This window comes from Gordonia sesuvii (genome assembly GCF_036350415.1).
Lineage (GTDB): Bacteria > Actinomycetota > Actinomycetes > Mycobacteriales > Mycobacteriaceae > Gordonia > Gordonia sesuvii.
Genome location: NZ_JAZDUF010000009.1, coordinates 1 through 20,113 on the forward strand (window position 1 = coordinate 1; position 20,113 = coordinate 20,113).

Genomic DNA, 20,113 nt, shown 5'->3' on the forward strand with positions numbered 1-20,113 from the left:
TTCACATCCAAAAACTCACCCTGGCGATCAACCTCACCCTGCATACCCACCAGGATCCCAGCCCAACAGCCACAACCCGCCCACCACACGCCGAAAACCAACGCCGATTATTCAGCAGTCTCCTAGCCGAGCGTCACGAAGGGCTCCTTAACCGGCGCCGACCCTTCGTGACGCCCTCCGCAAGCTCCGGGCTCCTCAGGGATCGGAGGAAGAGTCGTCGTCGAAGGACTCACTCGAACGCTCTCCAGCGGCGTCGACGGCGGTGGTCTCACCGGGGACGTACCGGCCGGGCAGGGGTTCGCCGGGCTCGGGTAGCGCGTCCTTGTCGATGAGGTGTTCGAAGGCCAGGAGGTTGCGTAGCGACTCACCCCGCGACACCCGCCACGCCCATTCACGCTGGATCGACGTCAGGAACCCGAGCTCGAGGAGCGTGTTGAAGTCGCCGTCGGCGGCCTCGAGGACCTGCCCGAGCACGCGGTCGACCTCGTCGGGGGTCAGTGCGTCACCGGAGATCCGTCCGACGAGGTAGATGTCGCCGGTGTTGTCGATGGTGTACGCGACGCCGTAGAGGCGCCGATTACGCCGCAACAGATAGCGATACACGGTCTCATGGTTCTCGTCGGGCCGACGGCAGACGAACGCCTCCACCCGGACCCCGTGCGGCCCTGCGGTCAGCAGGACGGTGGTCTTGAGTTTGCGTTCGCCGGGGAGTTCGAGGACGAAGTGCTCGGCCTGTGCGCCCGCGGCGTCCCGACGGCTGAACTCGATCTCGCGCTCGGTCAGGGTCTTCTCGAGAACGTCGACGATCTCCGCCTGATTCATGCGATCACCCCAATACGGTTGCTACCCAACGGTTTCTGCGGTTGCTACTGGCCCACCGGCATCTTCGACCGGACACGCCGCCAACGCCGGGCGGAACGGCGCGCCGAGGCGGCGCCGATCGATCCGGGATTGCGGGCGGCGAAGGACTGCATCGCTGCCGAGTAGCTGGCCAACAGCTCGGTGGACGTGTGCTCCCAGGAGAACTGCTCGGCATGCGGTCGGGCGTGGCGACGCATGTCGACCAACCGGTCGGGCGTGGCGAGGAGACCGTCGATGGCCGCGGTCCAGTCCTCGACGTCGTGACCGTCGACGAGGAGTCCCGACTTCCCGTCGGCCACAGCGACACTCAGCCCACCGACGTCGGCGGCGACGACCGGGGTCCCGCACGCCTGCGCCTCGATCGCGACGAGGCCGAAGCTCTCCGAATAGCTGGGCACCGTGACGAGATCGGATGCGCGGTAGACCTGCGCCAGGCGCCCGGCGGGCTGCGGCGGCAGGAAGGACACCGCGTCGCCGATGCCGAGTTCGTCGGCGAGGTCGATGAGGGCGGTCGGTTGATCGAGACCCGTCCCCGACGGTCCGCCGACGACGAGGACCCGGACGCGACGCCCCGTCATGCGTGCCCGACGGATGATCGGGGCCGCGGCGGCCAACAAGACGTCCGGCGCCTTCAGCGGCTGTATGCGCCCGACGAATGTCAGGACCGTCTCGTCGGGGTCCAGGCCGAGTTCGGCGCGGGCCGCCGACCGCGAGCCCGGGGCGTATGTGTCGAGATCGGCACCCGGATTCACGACGTCGATCCGAGCTCGATCGGCGTTGTACATCGAGACGAGTTCGGTGGCCTCGGTGTCGGTGTTCACCACCATGCGGTCGGCCTCGTCGACGACCTGCTGCTCGCCGATCACCCGCAGCATCGGCTCGGCGGTGTCGCCCTTGGCCAGCGATGCGTTCTTCACCGCGGCCAGGGTGTGCGCGGTGTGCACCAGCGGCACGCCCCACCGGTCGCGCGCGAGCCACCCGACCTGCCCGGAGAGCCAGTAGTGCGAATGGATCAGGTCGTAGTACCCGGGCTTGTGCATGGCCTCGGCACGCAGCACACCTGCGGTGAATGCGCAGAGCTGAGCCGGGAGGTCGCGCTTGTCGAGGCCCTCGAACGGGCCGGCCACCACGTTGCGGACCGTGACGCCGGGTGCGGCGGAGACGATCGGCGCATCCGAGGACGACGTCGCGCGGGTGAAGATCTCCACCTCGATCCCCCGTTGGGCGAGCCGGGTGGCCGTCTGCCAGACGTAGACGTTCATACCGCCCGCGTCGCCGGTGCCCGGCTGCGCCAGCGGTGACGTGTGCACGGAGATGAGTGCTACGCGCCGCGGCACCGGGGGGCTGGTCATCCCTCCACCTTAGAGAAAACCGGTCGGGAGCCTTCTTCGCACCCGCTCCCAACTGCCCCGATCCCCGCCGACCCGGCCCGGGATCTCGACGAGAAGCTCAACCCGCTGATTGACACTCTTGCCAAAGTGTCTCAGGATCTCAACATGACGTCCGAAGTGTCCGACCGCCCGGTGACGTTCGTACTTCGCTCCGGCGCCGGCTGGGCCGATCCGTATCCGATGTATGCGGCACTGCGTGACCACGACCCTGTGCATCGGGTGGCGCACCCGGACGACGCGGCCGCCGACTTCTGGGTGCTCACCCGCCACGCCGATGTGCTCGCGGCCGCCGACGACACCGCGACGTTCTCGTCGGCGCAGGGTCTGACCGTCACCTACGGCGAACTCGAGGCGATCGGGATGGCCGACCATCCGCCGATGGTGATGCAGGATCCGCCGTCGCACACCGCGTTCCGCAAGCTGGTCGCGCGGGGCTTCACGCCGCGGCAGGTGATCGACATCGAGCCGCAAGTGCGCGAGTTCGTGGTCGAGCGGCTCGACGGGCTGGCCACCGATGGCCCCGCGGACATCGTCGGCGAACTGTTCAAGCCGCTGCCCAGCATGGTCGTGGCGCACTACCTCGGTGTGCCGGAGGAGGATTGGGGACGGTTCGACGGCTGGACGCAGGCGATCGTCGGCGCGACGTCGGGCACGGGCGGGATGGCGGCGGCCGCCGAGACCGCCGGAACGGCGACGATGGAGATGCTCGCCTACTTCACCGACCTCGTCGAGTTCCGCAAGACACATCCCGCCGACGACACGGTCTCCCAACTCGTCGCGGCCGGGCTCGCCGACGATCCCGCAGACCCGGGCGGACTGCTCTCGATCCTGGCGTTCACCTTCACGATGGTCGCCGGCGGCAACGACACCACCACGGGCATGCTCGGCGGGAGTGTGGCGCTGCTGGAACGCCATCGCACGCAACGTCGGCGACTCGTCGAGGACCCAGGGCTCATCCCCGACGCGGTCGACGAACTACTGCGCCTCACCTCGCCGGTGCAGGGTCTGGCGCGGACCACGACCCGGGACGTCACCTACCCCGACCACCCGTCCGGCCCGGTCACCATCCCGGCCGGACGGAAAGTGCTGCTCTGCTACGCATCGGCCAATCGCGATCCCCGCGCATTCGGCCCCGACGCCGACGACCTCGACGTCACCCGACGCCCCCGCGGCATCATGACCTTCAGCCACGGCAATCACCACTGCCTCGGCGCCGCGGCCGCCCGGATGCAGGCACGCGTCGCGCTGACCGAGCTGCTCGCCCGGTTCCCCGACTTCACCGTCGACCTCGACGGCATCGAGTGGGCCGACGGCAACTATGTTCGACGACCGACCCGTGTCCCGTTCCATGCCTGAAGGCAGCCGAACGGACTGGCTCGCGACGGAACGCACCGACCTCGCGACGACCCGCATCCTCGACGTCGCCGAGCAGTTGTTCGTCGAGCACGGAGTCTCCGCGGTCACCATGCGTGGCCTGGCGAAGGCGGTCGGGTGCTCACGCGCGACCCTGTATCGCTACTACGCGGGAAAGGCCGAACTCCTCGCGGCCTATGTCGACCGCGCCGCGACCGACCTGGGCGCGTCGGTCGCCGCGGCCGTCGGCGACGAGTCCGATCCGGGCGATCGACTGGTGGCCGCGGTCGCCACGGCCGTCGCCGGAGTGCGGTCGAACCCGGCCCTGTCGGCCTGGTTCGTCGCCGATTCCGCCGGCCGCTCGACCTCGCTCGCCCTGGTCTCCCCCGCCATCGAACAGCTCACCGTGGGCTTTCTCACCGAGATCCTGCCCACCGCCGATCTCGACGACCTGCGTGAGCGCGCCCGGTGGCTGGTCCGCGTGATCGTCTCCCTGCTGACCGGCCCCGCCGCCTCGGAACTCGAGGAGCGTGCCCTCGTGCAGCGCTTCGTCGTCCCGGTCATCCTCGGCAGCAACTGAGCGGGATCGGCGCCGCTTCCGCGCGGCCGCCGATTTCGGCGCGACGGCCCCGTCCCCTACACTTCTCTCGGTAACGATTGTCATTTGCGTGAGGCGGAAACGATGAGGCGAGCACTGACCACGACGGTCGCCATGATCGGCGCGGGAGCGTTGGCACTCTCGGGCTGTTCGGACGACAACGGCACCGACGCTTCCGGCGCGGCGCCCGGAACCCCGACTGTCGTCACCTCGACAAATGTGTGGGCCTCGGTCGCGTCCGCGGTCGGCGGCGAGAACGCAACGGTCACGGCGATGTTCACCGATCCGTCGGCAGACCCGCACGAGTTCGAGCCGTCCGCAGCGGACACCGCCGAGGTCGCCGATGCCGATCTTGTCGTGCTCAACGGCGGCCACTACGACCAGTACCTCGAGGACGCGGTCGCCGACACCGGGGTGCCGGCGGTCAACGCGTTCGAGCTCTTTGAGGCGCACGCCTCCGACGGCGAAGCGCAGGAGAGTGACTCCGCGGAGAGCGGTGACGACCACGCCGGCCACGATCACGGTGATCACGACCACGCCGACCATGACCACAGTGCCATGAACGAGCACGTCTTCTACGACCTCGAGGTGGTCGGGGAGGTCGCGACCCAGGTGGGCGACCAGCTCGCGGAGATCGCCCCCGATCACGCCGACACCTACCGGGCCAACGCCGAGGCGTTCAACGCGGAGATCGACGGTCTGCAGGAGAACCTCGCGCAGATCCGAACCGCCCACGACGGCACCGAGGTCGCGCAGACGGAGCCGCTGGCCGACTACCTGCTGGCCGAGGCCGGCCTCGTCGACGCCGCGCCCGCCGGATTCACTCAGGCCGTGGAGGAAGGGCAGTCGCCCTCGGCGGCCGATCGCGCCGCGTTGGAGGACCTGCTCACCGGCCATGAGGTCCATTCGTTGATCTACAACACGCAGGCCGTCGACTCGGTCACCGAAGCAGTTCTGGCCACCGCCCAGGGCGCGAACGTCCCGGTGGTGGAGTTCACCGAGACCCTGCCCGATGGCGTCGACGGGTACGTCGCGTGGCAGACCGCCCAGATCGACGCACTGCGTACCGCGCTCGACTCGGATACCGCACACTGAACCTCATGGCAGACCCCGATCATTCGTCGGCACGCACGGTCATCGACGATGACCCGGCGGCACCGGTCGCGACGTTCGAACGCGCGCGACTCGCCTTCGGCAGCCGTGTGCTCTGGGACGACCTGGACCTCACCATCTCGCGCGGCGAGTTCGTCGCGGTCCTGGGGCCCAACGGTTCCGGCAAGACGTCGTTCCTGCGCTGCCTGTTGGGGCAGTACGGCCTCGACGGCGGGCGTCTCGAGGTCACCGACGCGATCGGTTACATCCCGCAGCAGCACGCCGACGACTCGGATCCGATGGCGATGCGCGGCCGCGATCTCGTCGGATTCGGCGTGGACGGCTCGCGGTGGGGTGTGGGTCTGCGCGGACGTCTCCGCCGGCGTCGCCTCGTGGACGCCGCGCTCGCCGAGGTCGGTGCGACGGCGTATGCGAACGCACCGATGGGCCTGCTCTCCGGCGGCGAACAGCAACGCTTGCGGGTTGCGCAGGCGCTCACCACGAATCCGTCGTTGCTGCTGTGCGACGAACCGCTGTCGAGTCTGGACCCCACGAATCAGCACCGGGTCGTCGAACTCATCGACGAACGCCGCCGATCCGCGAACACCGCCGTCGTCTTCGTGACCCACGAGATCAACCCGATCCTGCCCTACGTGGACCGGGTGCTGTACCTGGTCGGGGGCCGTTTCCGCATCGGGACCCCCGACGAGGTGATGACCACCGGGACGTTGTCGGAGCTCTACGGCAGCGACGTCGAAGTGCTGCGGGTCAATCGCCGCCTGGTGGTGATCGGCGGCGAGGACAGCCATCACTGTGATCACCTCGCCGAACCACCCACCTCACCGACCCCCGCGGCGGCCGGCCGAGAGCGAGACACCGGCGTATGACGCTCGCACAGCCGTTGGCGGTCGCGGACATCGAGCTCAGCAGCTTCTGGGATTTCAGCACCACCGCCGACTTGTTGAGTCGTGACTTCGTCCAGCAGTCGCTGCTGGCGATCGTCCTTCTCGGGTTGCTCGGCGGCCTGTTGGGTCCGCTGATCGTCGCGCGGCAGATGTCGTTCGCCGTGCACGGGGTGAGCGAGTTGTCGGTGACCGGCGCTGCGGCGGCGCTGCTGCTCGGCGTCGGGATCAACGTCGGCGGTGTGGTCGGCGCGGTCATCGCGGCGTCGGTGTTCGGCTACATGGGCAACCGTGCGCGCGAACGAGACTCGGTGATCGGTGTGGTGATGGCGTTCGGCCTCGGCCTCGGCGTGCTGTTCCTCGCGCTCTACGGCAGTGCCCGAACGGGTTTCGCGATGCTCACCGGGCAGGTGGTGAGCGTGGGGACCGACGGCCTGACCGCGGTGGCCATCACGACGGTGGTGGTGCTGGCGGTGATGGCCGTCATCTACCGGCCGCTGCTGTTCGCGTCGCTCGATCCCCGGCTGGCCGCGGCGAGCGGGGTGCCGCTGCGCACCCTGTCGGTGGTGTTCGCCGTGCTGATGGGCCTCGCCTGCGCCCAGGGCGTGCAGATCATCGGCGCGCTGCTGGTCATGTCGCTGATGATCACCCCCGCCGCTGCGGCTGCGCGGTTGACCGCGAATCCGACGACGGCCGTGATCGTCTCGATCGTCTTCGCCGAGGTGGCCGCGGTCGGTGGGCTGATCATGTCGCTCGCACCGGGGCTGCCGGTGTCGGTGTTCGTGACGACGATCTCGTTCGTCATCTACGTGATCTGCCGCTGGGCCGGCCATCGCCGCCAGTTCGTGACGCGCTGAACGACTCTCGACACGCGATCACCCGAAGGCTATTCCTCCGCGAACCCCGGATTGCAGCGGGCCGCGATCATCACGTCATCGGTCACCACCGGACGCCCGGGCTCGATGTTCCAGCTCGGCTTGTCGGGTTCCACCAACCGGGCGAAATCCCAGTGACAGTCGAACTGGGCGCGCATCCCCGGGGTGTCGCCGTCGGGGGCGAGCCGCACGACCTCGGCCCAGGCGATGTCGGCTCCGCGGAGGTTCTCGGTCCGGCGACCGGACGGTGTCGGGTAGATCTGCAGACTCGGGCCGACCGCCGTGTCCACCCATTCGACGTGGTCGACGTACGGCGGCGGGAGGACGGGCGTAGAGGTCGGCGTCGCTGAGGTGGTCCACGCAGGCGCGGCCGACGTGGTGGTCGCCGCTGTCGTCGTGTTCGGTCCCGTCGCGCTCGGTTCCGGTGCGCTCGGGGCCGCCGACTCGTCGCCGCCGCCACATCCCGCCAGCGCCCCCATACCCATTCCGAGCGACAGGAGCCCGGCGGCCAACCGCCGCGACGATCCCCGAGTGCCGATCATCCCCATACGTCGCAGGTTAGTCAGCGGTAGCCTGCGGGGGTGGGCCACCCACGCGCCATCGCGTTCCTGAGTGTCATCGTCGCCGTCACGATCGGCATCACCGGCTGCGGCATCGGCGGCGAATCACGGATCACTCCGTCGGTCTCCGAGGACTTCAGCGGACGTGTCGGCGTCACGGCCACGGGCCTGCGGCTCGACAACCGCGACTGGTGGCCTACCGGGTTCAACGCGTATCAACTCGGCACCGACTGGTCGGTGAACCGCGGTTGCGGCGCCGAGGTGGACCTCGACGCCTACTTCGGGAAGCTTCCTCCGCACGCACTGACGCGCTTCAACCTGTTCTCGATGTTCGTCGTCGACAAGAACAACGGTCTGATCAATTTCGAGCCGCTCGATGCCGTGTTCGACGCCGCCACCCGTCACCGCCAGATGGTGCTGCCCGTCCTCACCGGCAGCATCGGCGAGTGTGAGGACGGTCAGTTCAAGGAGCGAGCCTGGTACGAAGACGGGTGGCGCACCGAGATGTCTCTGGGCGGCATGACGTTCGCCGACTGGCTGACCACAGCGGTGAATCGCTGGAAGGGACGACCCACGATCGCCGGTTGGGAGATCGTCGGCGAACCCGAGGCGAGCGTGTGCACCGCCCGCGGCTGTGACTGGCAGGTGCGAGCATGCCCACCCGGCGGAGCCGAGGTGCTACGCACCTTCTTCGACGACGCCGGCGGGATGCTGCACGGCATCGACCCCGGGCGCCCGATCTTCGCCGGGTTCGTCGGCGGCGACCAATGTGGACTCGAAGGCGGCGACTACGCCGAAGTGGCCCGCTCGGAGCATCTCGATGTCCTCGATTTCCATGACTACGGCGGAAATCTGAGCGACTACGGCCCTGCCGGCAGCGACCTGCCGACCCGTATCCGGCAGGCCCGCGAGGTCGGAAAACCGATCATGGTCAACGAGATCGGGGTGGACGCCGGGTCCTGCCTCGACGTCACGACCCGAGCCGACGGGTTACGCATCAAGATCGGCCAGCAACGCGACGCCGGGACGGCCGGCGCCCTGCTGTGGGCCTATGTCCCCGACCCGCGGACCACCGAGTGCACCTACGACATCGGGCCGATCGACCCGGCCTGGCAGGTCATCGTCGACACGGTCAGTTGACGCCCTCGCCCACCAGGCTCGCGGAGGTGCTGACCCGATAGATCCGCCAGTCCGGTAGGTCGGCGCCGACGTTCTGGGCTTCCATCACCAGCACGCCGACCTCACCGCCGTTCTCGTAGAGCGTCGGGAATCGCACGTTGAGTGCGTCGGAGACGCCGCGGCCTTCGTTCGGCACCGAGAGCATGTAGCGGACGCCGTGCGCGGCCGGATCATTGACGATCTCGGTGAAATCCGTGTCGGACGGGATGACGAACTGTTTGGGGCGTGTCGATTGCGCGATGACGGCGAACCCGTAGACGGTGTCGCACAACACGCTTCCGTCGGGCAGATTCAGCCCGTCGAGGTACTGGGCGATGGACCGCTCGGTGGAGAACGACCGGACGGTCCGCTGTCCGTCGAGCCGCTTCGCGTCGACCGGAAGCCGGTCCGACCCGATCGCCGAATAGATCGGGAACTCCTGCGGTGCATACTTCGTCGACGACATGCCGTAGGCGGTCGTGGGGATGGCGACGGCCACCGCGATCACCGCGGCCACCGCCATGGCGAGGTGGCCGCGACCACGTCGTACGACGATGTGCGGGATGTCGGCATGCCGTCCCGGGCGCCGCGTCGGCGACGGCGACCGCGCAGGCACGGCGAGCAGCGCGACACCGGACGCCAACAGCACGACCGTGATGTAGAACCGCAGGAAGCCGAACGTGGAACCCTGCGCGTAGCTGTAGATCTGGAAGGCCAGCACCCCTCCGACGAGCACCATCGGGATGAGCAGGGGGTAGAAGCGGCGACGTCGTATCCGCGCGATCGCGACGGCCGCGAGCAGCAGCGGGAACAGTGGTGCGAGGATGAGCACTTCGGTGACCGAGAACCGCAGCGCCTGGAACGGTCCGGTGACACCCGTCCCGCCGGACTGTTCGATGATCGCGGTGTTGCCGTACTGCGACGACATCTGGGCCAGTGCGTCGCCGGTGATCAGCCAACTGGTGAAGGCCCAGCCGAGGAACGCGATGGCGCTGGGCAATGCCACGATCAGCATGTCCAACCCGGCGCGCGTCACCCGATCGGTGCGGTCGGCGCGGCGATAGCTGACGACGGCGACGACGATGCCGGCACCCAGCGCGGCCAACGCCCCGTCGTAGCGGGTCAGGTAGGCGAAGCCCAAAGCCATTCCGGCGGTGACGAGGTCGTGGACGTCGTCGGTGTCGACCCACCGGATCAGCCGCCGGCCTGCCCACACCAGGAAGAACAGGTACGGCGCCTCACTCATCCCGTTTGCCGCGTACAGGATGATCATCGGGTTGATCGCGTAGCAGACGGTGATCGAGATCCAGAGCCACGGGGCGAGACCACGATCCCGGCCGATGCCGGACAGTTGGACGACGGAGCCGGCCATGAATCCCGACGACATCACCGCCGCCGACAACGCGGACGTCGTCATCGCCGGAAAGATGGGGGTGAGCGCGGTCAAGGGCAGCTGGACGATCGCGGTGAGCGGGGTGAAGATGAACCCGATCGCCGACAGGTGTGGGTCGCGGCTGAACAGCACGCTCTGCGCGGACTGCACACGGGACAACGAATCACCGAAGTAGAACCGGACATCGGCGGCCAGCCACACACCGACGGCCAGATAGGCCAGCCACACGACGACGAAGAGCGCCACGACCTGCCGTCTGGTCATGCGGTGCTCCCCCCACCGCTCGCGGACTGCTCGCTTTCCGGCGACGCGTCGGAGCTGCTGCCGCTTGATCCGCTCGACAACCCGTGAAAGGTCTTCTCCCAGTACGACGGATTGAACAGCATCTGCCACATGCCCTTGATCGCGGCGACACTCATCATCACCCAGTAGGCGGGGATCATCAGCGCCGACCACATCAGCGGGCTGCGTCCGTCCTCGCGGATCGCCACCAGATTCATGTAGATCGCGGCACCGTTGCCGAAGATCAGCGAGATCAGCGACAGGTAGTAGATCGGGCCGGGGAACAGATCGTGGAACACCGCCGGCTGCCCGGCGATCCAGATGACCATGATCAGCCAGAACACCATGTTCATGCAGGCGATGAGCGGTGTCCCCGCGATGAGCAGTGTGAATCGATACCAGGCGACCGGCCCGAGAATCCGCCACAGCTGCACCGGCCGGCGCATGTGCACCAACCAGGTCTGCATATAGCCCTTGTACCACCGTGATCGCTGGCGAACCCAGTTGATCGGGTCGACGTTGGCCTCCTCGAGCGTCAACGAGTCCAGCACCGCGGTGCGATAGCCGTGGTCGGCGATGCGGACACCGAGGTCGGCGTCCTCGGTGACGTTGAACGGATCCCACGCGCCGATGTCGTCGAGGATGTCGCGTCGGAAGTGATTCGATGTGCCGCCCAACGGGATCGGCGCCCGACTGACCATCAGACCGGGCAGCAGGTAGCCGAACCAGATGCCGTAGTCGGCGGTGAACCACTCGGTGAGCGTGTTGTCGCGCGGATTGTGGAAGTTGAGGGCGCACTGGACGCAGACGACGCGGTCGTCCTCCTGCCGGAAGGCGGCCACCGCTCGGCGCAGCTGCAGCGGGTCGGGGAGGTCCTCGGCGTCGAAGATGGTGACGATGTCACCGGTCGCGAAGTGCAGGCCGTAGTTGCAGGCCTTCGGTTTGGTGCGTGGTTGCGCCGGCGGGACGAGAACCACTGTCACCAGGTCGTTCTCGCCGACCTCGCGTGCCGCGGCGATCGTCGGTTCGTCGTCCTCTTCGAGGAGCAGCAACACCTGCAGCTTCTCGCGCGGGTACTCGAGCGATTCCATGGCCGCGATGAGATCACCGACCACCTCGGGCTCACCGTAGGCAGGCACGAGCACGGTGTAGGGCGGCAGATCGTCGTCGGGGATCGATCTCGCCTGCTCGTCGCTGATCTGGATGGCGCCGTTGACCAGTCCGCGGCGGAAGATCGTCAGACGGTCGATGAGCGCCAGGATGTAGACGACGGTCGCGATCGAGATCAGGCCGGCGGCCGTACCGACCGGGAAGAGCACGAGCAGGAGGACGACGACCGCGAGTGCCGTCAGCCCGATGATCTTCTGCCCGCGGCTGAAGGGCAGCGACGCCGACAACTGGGCGTCCTTGTCGCGCAGTCGCTCGATGGCGTCGTAGAGGGCGTCCTCGCGATACTCCTCGTCGGCCAGGAGTTCGGGGATACCGCGCCCGTCGCGACCCGGGGTCATGTCACCGATCCCCGATCGCGTCGACCTGGGCGTTGATCAGGTCGGTGGCGCAGTCGACGAGCAGATCCCGGTCCTTGAACTGCGGTTCGAGGTCGGCGATCACCGAGTTCCCGCGGAACAGGACCGTCAGGAAGGTGTTCATGTTCCGGGCGACGGTCGGTTCCGGTGACGGGAACGGCGCGTCGGCCTCGTGATTGTCGACCGAGACGATGGTGACCCGTGCGGTGGTCTCGCCGTTGTTCCACTCCCAGACGATCCGGTTGTAGGTCAGGTAGCTCTTGTCATCGACGACGGTCTGCAGAAATCCGATGACCCCGTGCGGGAGTGCCACCTTCTCCAGCGAGCTGAACCGGTCTCCGACCAGGTCGTACACGAAGATGGTCGGGTACACCTCGAAGGTGAGCGGTCGGGAGCTCTCGATGGTGTTCACCACGACCTTGCGTGGCCGGGCGAATTTGTCGAACTCGTAGCTGCCCCGGGATTGGTAGAGATCCTGGCCACCCATGACCGCGCCGGGACCGTACAGGCGCGACACCCATTGGTACTCCCGGTATTCCCCGGCCACCCATCCGGACGGGATCACCATCGGCGGCCGCGTGTCGAGGCCGTCGATTCGAGGGTTCGGATACTCGCCGTACGCGGGGATCGGGACGAACGCCATCATCGCCGCCGCCGCGACGACGACGAGTCCCGGCCGCCCCACCCGCGACACCGCCGGCGGGTATTTTGCCCGTCCGAGCGGTCGCCACGACACCGTATGTTCCCGGCGCCGTTCGATATAGAGAGCGGCGCTCGCCACCAGCGCGGCGATCACTGCCGGCACCGTCTGGTACACCCACGTGGGCGCGTCCTGGGCCAGGAATCGCACCGCCAGAAGGCCGACGAGGCCCCCGGTCCCCGACATCGCCGCGCCGGCCAGCGCCCGACGTCGGGTCCGCGCCGCCGCGACGCCGGTCGCGACGGCCCCGAACGCCACCATGACCAGCCCGGCGGCCATCGGCCCGCCGCGCAGCAACAACGCCTCCAGGCGGTAGGGCACCGGAAAGATCATCAACAGCAGGAACCACACCCACCGATATCGGGCCACCGGCCGCAGACCGAATACGAGGCAGCAACATCCGAGGACGAAGAACCAGAGGGCGAGGAGGTCGACGTGGCTGACCAGATATCCGTCGTCGTACCTGAGGTTCAGAACCTTCACGGTGATCGCGATCAGCAGCAGCACAACGCCGACGATCACGTCGGTCTGCCGGTCGTGGATCGGTCGCTCGACCCCGCGCCGCCAGGAGACGCCGATCGCGGCGTACAGAACCAGCACCACCACGGCCGGTAGGTAGGTGATGATGGTCTGCTCACGCATCTCGTTCGCGACTGCCACCAGCGTGTTCCAGAAGGCAACCCCGGTCGCGACGAGCACCAGCGCCCAGCGTGCCGCCAACACCAGAGTGACGTTCTGCGCGAACCGCTCCCGCAGACCCGGACCGCGTGCCTCCGGTGAACCGACCGGCGCCGCCGTGGTCGTCACGGCGTCTCCGACCGCCCGCGTCGCCTACTCAGCACCGTCCAGCCGATCACCGCACCGGCGAGGACCAGCGCGCCTGCCAGTGCCACGCCGATGATCCAGGAGCCGATCCGTTCGGAGTCGTCCGCACCCTGGTTGATCTCATCGGAGGACAACGCCACCGGATCCTGTCCGGAGACCTGCAGGATCGCGTCCCCGTCGACCGTCGACCACCGCTGCTCCTCGGAAAGCCAGTCGAGCAGCGCATCGAGGTCGCGGGCATCGTCGGTGGAGGTGGCGACCAGCATGCTGCGGCCGTTGTCGCGGGTCACCTCCAGCGCCCCGTAGTTGATGCCGGGATTGAGGGTGACCGACGACGACTGCGCGTCGTCGCCGCCCGACGTGACGGTCAACGTGCGCCCGTCGGCCTGCACGGGCAGCGGCAGTTCCGGCAGCCCGTTTCCGTCACCGGAGATCAGGATGGCCGGTTGCCCCGATCCCGCTGCGGTGTCCATCGAGACGACGTCGACGCCCAGGGGCACCGCAGACATCGCCTGCAGCCCGGCGACGATCGAGACCGCCCGTCCCACGTCAGCTGTGTCCCCGGTGGTCCAGGCCAGCTGGGTGCGTGGCATCAGCGCCTGAGGCATTGACTGGAATCCGGCCGGCTGCGGCGGATCGGCCTGCTCCGACCGGATCTCACCCGCCGACGACAGGCTCAGCGTGTTGCGGTATCCGGTGCCGCAGCTCTCGCCGAGGTTGCCGCGTTCGAGGGTCAACGAGACCTCGGTGTAGCGCCGCAGCACGTCGTCGGGAATGTCCACCCAGGTGTTGTACGTGCCCGACTCGTCGGTGGGGATCGTGTCGATCACCCGGTCACCCACCCGCACCGCGATCGCGCCGTCGGCGTCGCCCGGTCCGGGACTGTAGGAGCCGATGAGCTGGACCGAGACGTTCGTCGCCGACCATCCCAGCCTCGTCTCGTCGATGCCGACGGTGATCCGGGGCCACGCGGCGGAGGTGATCGACTGGTCGGGCACGCCGAGGTCGCTCAGCGTCTGGACGGACGCCGGCAGCTGCGGGGCGTCGTGCAGTGAACCCGCGACCGCGGAGGAGCTGAGCGCGATCGGCGACAGGTCGGAGGTGAGGAACTGCGTCTGGGTCAACAGGTCCTCGTCGGACCCGCCGATGACCAGGAACGACGAACCGCGGGAGGTCTGCAGGTTCAGGCCCGCGTCCGCGGCGTTGTTGATCACGATCTGGCGTTCCAGCGGCCCGGCGACGGTGGGCGGCACCATCGACCCGCGTGGCAGGGCGACCGTCTCGATGGGCACCGGCGCGGGGGCGTACTCCGACACGACCGCGGCGGCGAGATTCACCGCGGCCGCTCCCTCGGCCTCCTGTACGTCGTCGGGGATGTAGATGGTCAGGCCGCGCAGGATCGGCGGCAGGAATTCCGCCACGTTGTCGGGGATGGCCTCACGCCCGGTGTACTCCACCGACAGGTTCAGCAGGCGAAGGGCGTTCTCCGGGTCGAACTGGCAGAAGCCCTGGACGCGGAGGTAGCCGCGCAGGGTCAGGTCGACCGCGTTCTCATCGACCCGCACACCGCGCAGCGGTAGCTCGATCGGGGCGCTCACCCCGGTGGCGATCGGGGTGCGGGAGATCAGCCGATCTCCTTGCAGCACATCGATACTGCCACCGGTGACGAACGCCGGCACCTGCGTCTCGCCACGCAGGACCGAGGGCGTCAGGTCCGGTGCGACCGGCAGGCTCAGACCGACCTCGCCCTGCTGCCCGGGGAAGGTGAGGGTGGTCGAGGAACCGAGTTCGTCCAGAGCCATCGGCGGCGGTGGGTCACCCGGCGCGGCGGTCGCCTGCCCGGCGACGCCACTGAGGGCGACGATCAGCCCGACGACGATCGCGAACACCGACGTGACGCGAACTGGGCGGCTGGACCTGCGGCGAACGGTCATCGAACCCTTCCTGCGCTGGGCGTGGAGTCCCCCCGACTCCACGCGCGTTCCCTGAGAGAAGCTTCAGACCCCCCTGAGAACCTATCCGATCGTCCGTACCGCGTCAGATGTTCACGCCGTTGTCCGAGTCGCCACGTAGTCGAGTCGCAGTGGTTTCGAGTCGCAACCGTTTCCCATCGGCGGCGCGGATTCTGGAAGCATGGCGGGGTGCCCAGCGTGTCCATCGGAGAGCAGATCGACGGCGGCGTCTATCTCGACGTCGGCGCGCGACGCGTCTGGCATTTTCGCGGTGGCGACCCGTCCGGTCAGCCGACCGTGCTGCTCCACGGGGCGTTCGGGTCCGCATCGATCTGGGGCGCCCAGATCGCCGGCCTGTCGGCCGCCGGTCTGTCGGTCTATGCACCGGAGCGCAGCGGCCACGGCCACTCCCCCGACCATCCCGGCCCGTTCACCCTCGACGACATGGTCGCCGAGACCATCGACTATCTGGAGCGTGCGGTCGCCGCACCGGCGCATCTGGTCGGCTGGAGCGACGGCGCGGTGGTCGCGCTGCTCATCGCGCAGCGTCGTCCCGACCTGGTCAACCGGATCGTCATGGTGTCGAGCTACGTCAGCCAGAGCGGCCAGGATGCCGGCGAGTTCCTCGATCTGATCCGGGATCGACATCCTGGCACGCTCGAGTTCCTGCGCGACGGGTATGTGGAGATCAGTCCGGACGGTCCCGACCACTTCGACACCGTCTACGACAAGACACTCGCGATGCTGGAACGCGAGCCGGATTTCGCCCTCGACGACTTCGCCGACGTCACCGCCCCGACGCTGGTCGTGGCGCCCGACCACGGGGTTGCCCTGCTCGACCACGCACTCGCGCTGTCGCGCGTCTTGCCGAAGGGCAGGTTGGCGGTGCTGCCTGGAACCCACATCCTGCCGGTCGAGGCGCCCGAGTTGTTCAATCCTCTGGTCGTGTCGTTCCTCGCGGCCGACCCTCCCGATCATTGGGTGCCCTACCCCTGACCGACCCCTGTTTATCAGGCAGGCACGTGGACCTTCCGCCACGCGAGCCGGCGCGCACCCTCCGGATCCGACTCCACCCGGTCGGGATCGTCGATGATCAGCACCTTGCGGGAGTCGGTGTCGTAGGCCGGCCACCCGACTCCCGGCACGCCCGCGGACGCGAAGCCACCCCACCGGCGCTGGACGGAACGGATGATGCGTCCCGTCGACCGCCAATCGCCGACGGCCAGCCCGGCGCCGATCGCGGTCCGGAATGCGCCGAAGACGGCGAACAGTTCGGTCGCGTGGGTGGCGCCCATGCCGGTGGCCTTGAGTGCCCGGGTGTGGAAGTCGTAGCGGTACACATATGTGGGTGCGACGGCGGCGTGTCCGTCGGCGAAGGCCACCATGGGTGCCCAGAACACCGAGTCCGCCGATAGTTGCACCAGGTCGCGGTTGCCGCCGTCGTACAGCGCGGTGATCTCCGCGCGGGACTCCTCGTCGTTCACCCGCACGAGCGCCTTCTCCGCGTCGGGGAGCACGTTCCAGAGCCTGGTGAACAGGAGGCCTTCGTCATGGTTGCTGCCGATCACCAGCGGGACCGGGAGGGTTTTGCCCGTGGACGCGGTCTGCAGCGGGGATGCCGGGAGGTAAGAACCGTCGATGACAGGACCGAACGGGATCGGGTCGGCACCCTCGGCGACCTGGGCGAACTTCATCAGGCGGTCGCCGGCACGCAGGATGTCCTGCGCGGATGCGCGGGTGACCAGTTTCTGCGCCTCTTCCGGTGCGATCGGCTCGGCATCGGGATCGATGCTCGTGGCGCGCCGGTCGGGGTCGCGCAGTTGACGCAGGAATTCGTCGGCGTAGACGCGGGCGCTGTCCGCCGAGATCGTGAGGTCGGGCGCCGGGCTCTGCGCGATCGCGCGCGCGAAGAGGCCTTCGGCGGCCGGCGCGCACAGCAGCGACAGCACCGCGGAACCGCCGGCGCTCTCCCCGAACACGGTCACGTTGTCGGGGTCGCCGCCGAAGGCGGCGATGTTGCGCTGCACCCACTGCAGTGCTGCGACCTGGTCCTTGAGACCCAGATTCGAGTCGAATTGCCGGTCGTCGGTGCCGTAGGCACTGAGATCCAGGTACCCGAACGGGCCGAATCGGTACTGGATGGTCACCACGATCAGGTCCTCGGCCCGGGCCAGCAGCGCACCGTCGTACAGCGGGGTGGCGGCTGTACCGAGGATGTAGGCGCCGCCGTGGATGAAGACCATGACCGGCCGCGGCCGCGACGACGGGCGGTCGGGCGCGAACACGTTGAGGGTCAGACAGTCCTCGCCGATCGGCTGATACTTGCCCGGCGCCACCGCGGTGTACATCTTGGCCTGCACGGCAGCCTTGGCGAACGACGAGCAGTCACGCACCCCGGGCCACGGATGCGGGGGTTGCGGGTCCCGGAACCGGAGCCCCGCCACGGGCGGCGCGGCAAACGGTATGCCCTTCCAGCTGATCGTGCCGCGCCGGGTGCGCTTGCCACGACTGCCCTCGACGATGCCATCGGCGGTGGTAACCCTGCTGTCGATCGCTGTCATGTTCCCCAACATAGTGCAGGCCGGTATCGCCCAGCGTGACCCCCGCCACACGGTTCGCCGCCGCCCCAGGTCGTCGAGGTCCCGGGTTGCGCGACCTCAGACGGGCCGCGCTGCCACCCACGCCGACAGAACCCGTCTTTTCGCCGACAGAACCCCGAATTTCGCCGACAGAACCCCGAATTCCCCCGACGGAACCCGGTTCCGCGCCGACGGAACCCGTTCAGCGGGCGGAGACGTCGATCCCGGCGTCGGTCAGGGCGGCCCGAACCGCTCGCGCGTGCTCGACTGCGCCGGGCGTGTCGCCGTGGAGGCAGATCGACTCGGCATCGACGGCGACGACCGACCCGTCCACCGCGGTCACCTCGCGCCTCTCGACGAGGCCGACCACCCGTCGCGCGATCTCACCGGTGTCGGTCAGAACCGAACCGGGCTCGGACCGCGGCATCAGTGTCCCGTCGGGCCGGTAGGCGCGATCGGCGAAGGCCTCGGTGATCGTCGACAGCCCCTTGTCGCCGGCGAGCCGCAACGACAACGACCCCGGGAGCCCCATCAAGGGGAGCGTGCCGCCCAGTTCGACGATAGCGGCGACCACCGCGTCCGCCTGCAGCTCATGAGAGACGATCGAGTTGTACAGGGCACCATGGGGTTTCACATACTCGACATCGACGCCGACAGATCGCGCGATGGCCTGCAATGCGCCGATCTGGTAGATGATGTCGGCGGTCAGACGTGCCGATTCGATGTCCATGAACCGTCGGCCAAAGCCTTCGCGATCCGGATACGACACCTGGGCACCGATGCGCACCCCCGCGGCCGCCGCAGCGCGACACGTGCTCAGCAGCTCGAAGGGATCGCCGGCATGGAATCCGCAGGCGACGTTGGCGCTGGTGACGATGCCGACCATCGCCTCGTCGTCACCTACGCCCTCGCCGAGGTCGGCGTTCAGGTCGACGGTGATCGTCGGGCTTCCTGAATCTGCCATGAACGCCATCCTAGTGGCGGCCGCAGGTGATTCTGTCGACGGATTTCAGGGTTCTGTTGACGGATTTCAGGGTTCTGTCGACGAAACTCTGGGTTCCGTCGGCGGGATTCGGGGTTCTGTCGGCGCGAAACGGGGTTCCGTCGGCGGGTCAGGCCTGCCGACGCTGACGCGCGAACTCGGCCAGCACCACGCCGGCGGCGACCGAGGCGTTGAGACTCTCCACATCGCCGGCCATCGGGATGGACAGAATGGAATCGCAGTTCTCGCGGACCAGCCGCGAGAGCCCCTTGCCCTCGGAGCCCACGACGATGACCGTCGGACCGGTGCCGTCGTAGTCGTCGAGGGTGACATCGCCCTCGGTGTCCAGGCCCACCAGCTGAGCTCCCGACGACGCCCAATCCTTCAGCGTGCGGGTCAGATTCGCGGCCTGCGCCACCGGCAGGCGGGCCGCGGCCCCCGCACTGGTGCGCCACGCGACGGCGGTGACACTCGCGCTGCGACGTTGCGGGATCACCACTCCGTGACCGCCGAAGGCGGCCACCGACCGGATCACCGCACCGAGGTTGCGGGGGTCGGTGATGTTGTCGAGCGCCACCAGCAACGGCGGTGTGCCACTGTCGATCGCGTCGCGCATCAGGTCGTCGGGGTGCGCGTAGCTGTACTCCGGGACCTGCAGCGCGATGCCCTGGTGCAGTCCGTTCGACGACATCCGGTCGAGTTCGGGCTTGCCGACCTCGAGGATGGAGATGGCCTTGTCGCCGGCCATCTTCACCGCTTCGGCGACGCGGTCGTCCGGCTCGGAATTGGTGGCCAGGTAGAGAGCGGTCGCCGGCACTCCGGCGCGGAGGCATTCGAGGACGGGATTGCGGCCGAGGACGTATTCCGGCCCGTCGTCTTTGTGCGTGCGACCGCCGCGACCTGCGACGGACTTCGACGCGGCCTTGGCCCGTTTGTGAGCCGGGTGGTACGGACGGTCGACGGCCTTCGGGGTGGCACCGCGCCCTTCGAGCCCGCGGCGCCGCTGGCCGCCGGAGCCGACGGTCTGCCCCTTCTTGGACCCCGACTTACGTACGGCGCCTTTGCGTTTGGAGTTTCCGGCCAT

At 68.4% G+C, this 20,113-nt stretch carries 17 protein-coding genes; 7 read left to right on the forward strand and 10 right to left on the reverse strand.

Annotated features, from left to right (window positions below):
• Positions 1–195: 195 nt before the first annotated feature.
• Positions 196–822, reverse strand: coding sequence for a type III secretion system chaperone family protein (locus VZC37_RS22575; RefSeq protein ID WP_330436023.1), 627 nt, complete (start codon positions 820–822; stop codon positions 196–198).
• Between the two features lie 44 nt (positions 823–866).
• Positions 867–2,213, reverse strand: coding sequence for a D-inositol-3-phosphate glycosyltransferase (mshA, locus tag VZC37_RS22580; protein ID WP_330436024.1), 1,347 nt, complete (start codon positions 2,211–2,213; stop codon positions 867–869).
• A gap of 144 nt (positions 2,214–2,357) precedes the next feature.
• On the opposite strand from mshA, the gene VZC37_RS22585 reads away from it, so the two are divergent.
• The 5 genes from VZC37_RS22585 (at position 2,358) to VZC37_RS22605 (ending at position 7,054) form a co-directional block, all read left to right on the forward strand.
• Complete coding sequence (locus tag VZC37_RS22585; RefSeq protein ID WP_330436026.1) at positions 2,358–3,608, forward strand: cytochrome P450; 1,251 nt, start codon at positions 2,358–2,360, stop codon at positions 3,606–3,608.
• Positions 3,589–4,185 (forward strand): TetR/AcrR family transcriptional regulator, encoded by a 597-nt coding sequence (locus VZC37_RS22590; RefSeq protein WP_330436029.1) that lies wholly within the window; start codon positions 3,589–3,591, stop codon positions 4,183–4,185. Before VZC37_RS22585 ends, VZC37_RS22590 begins: the two co-directional genes overlap by 20 nt.
• 102 nt (positions 4,186–4,287) lie before the next feature.
• Positions 4,288–5,298, forward strand: a complete 1,011-nt coding sequence (locus VZC37_RS22595; protein ID WP_330436031.1) for a metal ABC transporter solute-binding protein, Zn/Mn family — start codon at positions 4,288–4,290, stop codon at positions 5,296–5,298.
• Between the two features lie 5 nt (positions 5,299–5,303).
• Positions 5,304–6,182: a metal ABC transporter ATP-binding protein gene (locus VZC37_RS22600; protein WP_330436033.1), complete on the forward strand. Its 879-nt coding sequence runs from the start codon at positions 5,304–5,306 to the stop codon at positions 6,180–6,182.
• Positions 6,179–7,054 (forward strand): metal ABC transporter permease, encoded by an 876-nt coding sequence (locus tag VZC37_RS22605; protein WP_330436035.1) that lies wholly within the window; start codon positions 6,179–6,181, stop codon positions 7,052–7,054. The genes VZC37_RS22600 and VZC37_RS22605 overlap by 4 nt, the downstream gene beginning before the upstream one ends.
• 29 nt (positions 7,055–7,083) lie before the next feature.
• On the opposite strand, the gene VZC37_RS22610 is transcribed toward VZC37_RS22605, so the two are convergent.
• Complete coding sequence (locus VZC37_RS22610) at positions 7,084–7,614, reverse strand: DUF2599 domain-containing protein (RefSeq protein ID WP_431309482.1); 531 nt, start codon at positions 7,612–7,614, stop codon at positions 7,084–7,086.
• Between the two features lie 39 nt (positions 7,615–7,653).
• Here VZC37_RS22610 and VZC37_RS22615 point away from each other — a divergent pair, with 39 nt between their 5' ends.
• Positions 7,654–8,772: a glycoside hydrolase 5 family protein gene (locus tag VZC37_RS22615; RefSeq protein ID WP_330436038.1), complete on the forward strand. Its 1,119-nt coding sequence runs from the start codon at positions 7,654–7,656 to the stop codon at positions 8,770–8,772.
• Here VZC37_RS22615 and VZC37_RS22620 read toward each other — a convergent pair.
• Genes VZC37_RS22620 through VZC37_RS22635 form a run of 4 tightly spaced genes read right to left on the reverse strand, consistent with a single transcriptional unit; the run spans position 8,765 to position 15,450 of the window.
• Positions 8,765–10,447, reverse strand: a complete 1,683-nt coding sequence (locus VZC37_RS22620) for a glycosyltransferase family protein (protein ID WP_330436040.1) — start codon at positions 10,445–10,447, stop codon at positions 8,765–8,767. The two genes, VZC37_RS22615 and VZC37_RS22620, sit on opposite strands and share 8 nt — an antisense overlap.
• Positions 10,444–11,973 (reverse strand): glycosyltransferase, encoded by a 1,530-nt coding sequence (locus tag VZC37_RS22625; RefSeq protein ID WP_330436041.1) that lies wholly within the window; start codon positions 11,971–11,973, stop codon positions 10,444–10,446. Before VZC37_RS22625 ends, VZC37_RS22620 begins: the two co-directional genes overlap by 4 nt.
• A 1-nt stretch (position 11,974) precedes the next feature.
• Complete coding sequence (locus VZC37_RS22630) at positions 11,975–13,498, reverse strand: hypothetical protein (RefSeq protein WP_330436043.1); 1,524 nt, start codon at positions 13,496–13,498, stop codon at positions 11,975–11,977.
• On the reverse strand, positions 13,495–15,450 hold the full coding sequence (locus tag VZC37_RS22635) for a hypothetical protein (RefSeq protein ID WP_330436045.1): 1,956 nt from the start codon (positions 15,448–15,450) through the stop codon (positions 13,495–13,497). Before VZC37_RS22635 ends, VZC37_RS22630 begins: the two co-directional genes overlap by 4 nt.
• Before the next feature lie 207 nt (positions 15,451–15,657).
• Here VZC37_RS22635 and VZC37_RS22640 point away from each other — a divergent pair, with 207 nt between their 5' ends.
• Complete coding sequence (locus tag VZC37_RS22640) at positions 15,658–16,464, forward strand: alpha/beta fold hydrolase (protein ID WP_330436047.1); 807 nt, start codon at positions 15,658–15,660, stop codon at positions 16,462–16,464.
• A 14-nt stretch (positions 16,465–16,478) separates the two neighbouring features.
• Here VZC37_RS22640 and VZC37_RS22645 read toward each other — a convergent pair whose 3' ends face one another.
• The 3 genes from VZC37_RS22645 to rlmB all read right to left on the reverse strand — a co-directional run bounded on the left by VZC37_RS22645 (position 16,479) and on the right by rlmB (position 20,113).
• Positions 16,479–18,029: a carboxylesterase/lipase family protein gene (locus tag VZC37_RS22645; RefSeq protein ID WP_330436050.1), complete on the reverse strand. Its 1,551-nt coding sequence runs from the start codon at positions 18,027–18,029 to the stop codon at positions 16,479–16,481.
• Positions 18,030–18,249: 220 nt separating this feature from the next.
• Entirely contained in the window at positions 18,250–19,011 is a 762-nt protein-coding gene (locus VZC37_RS22650) for a LamB/YcsF family protein (RefSeq protein ID WP_330436054.1), read from the reverse strand.
• Between the two features lie 148 nt (positions 19,012–19,159).
• Entirely contained in the window at positions 19,160–20,113 is a 954-nt protein-coding gene (gene rlmB / locus VZC37_RS22655; RefSeq protein ID WP_330436056.1) for a 23S rRNA (guanosine(2251)-2'-O)-methyltransferase RlmB, read from the reverse strand.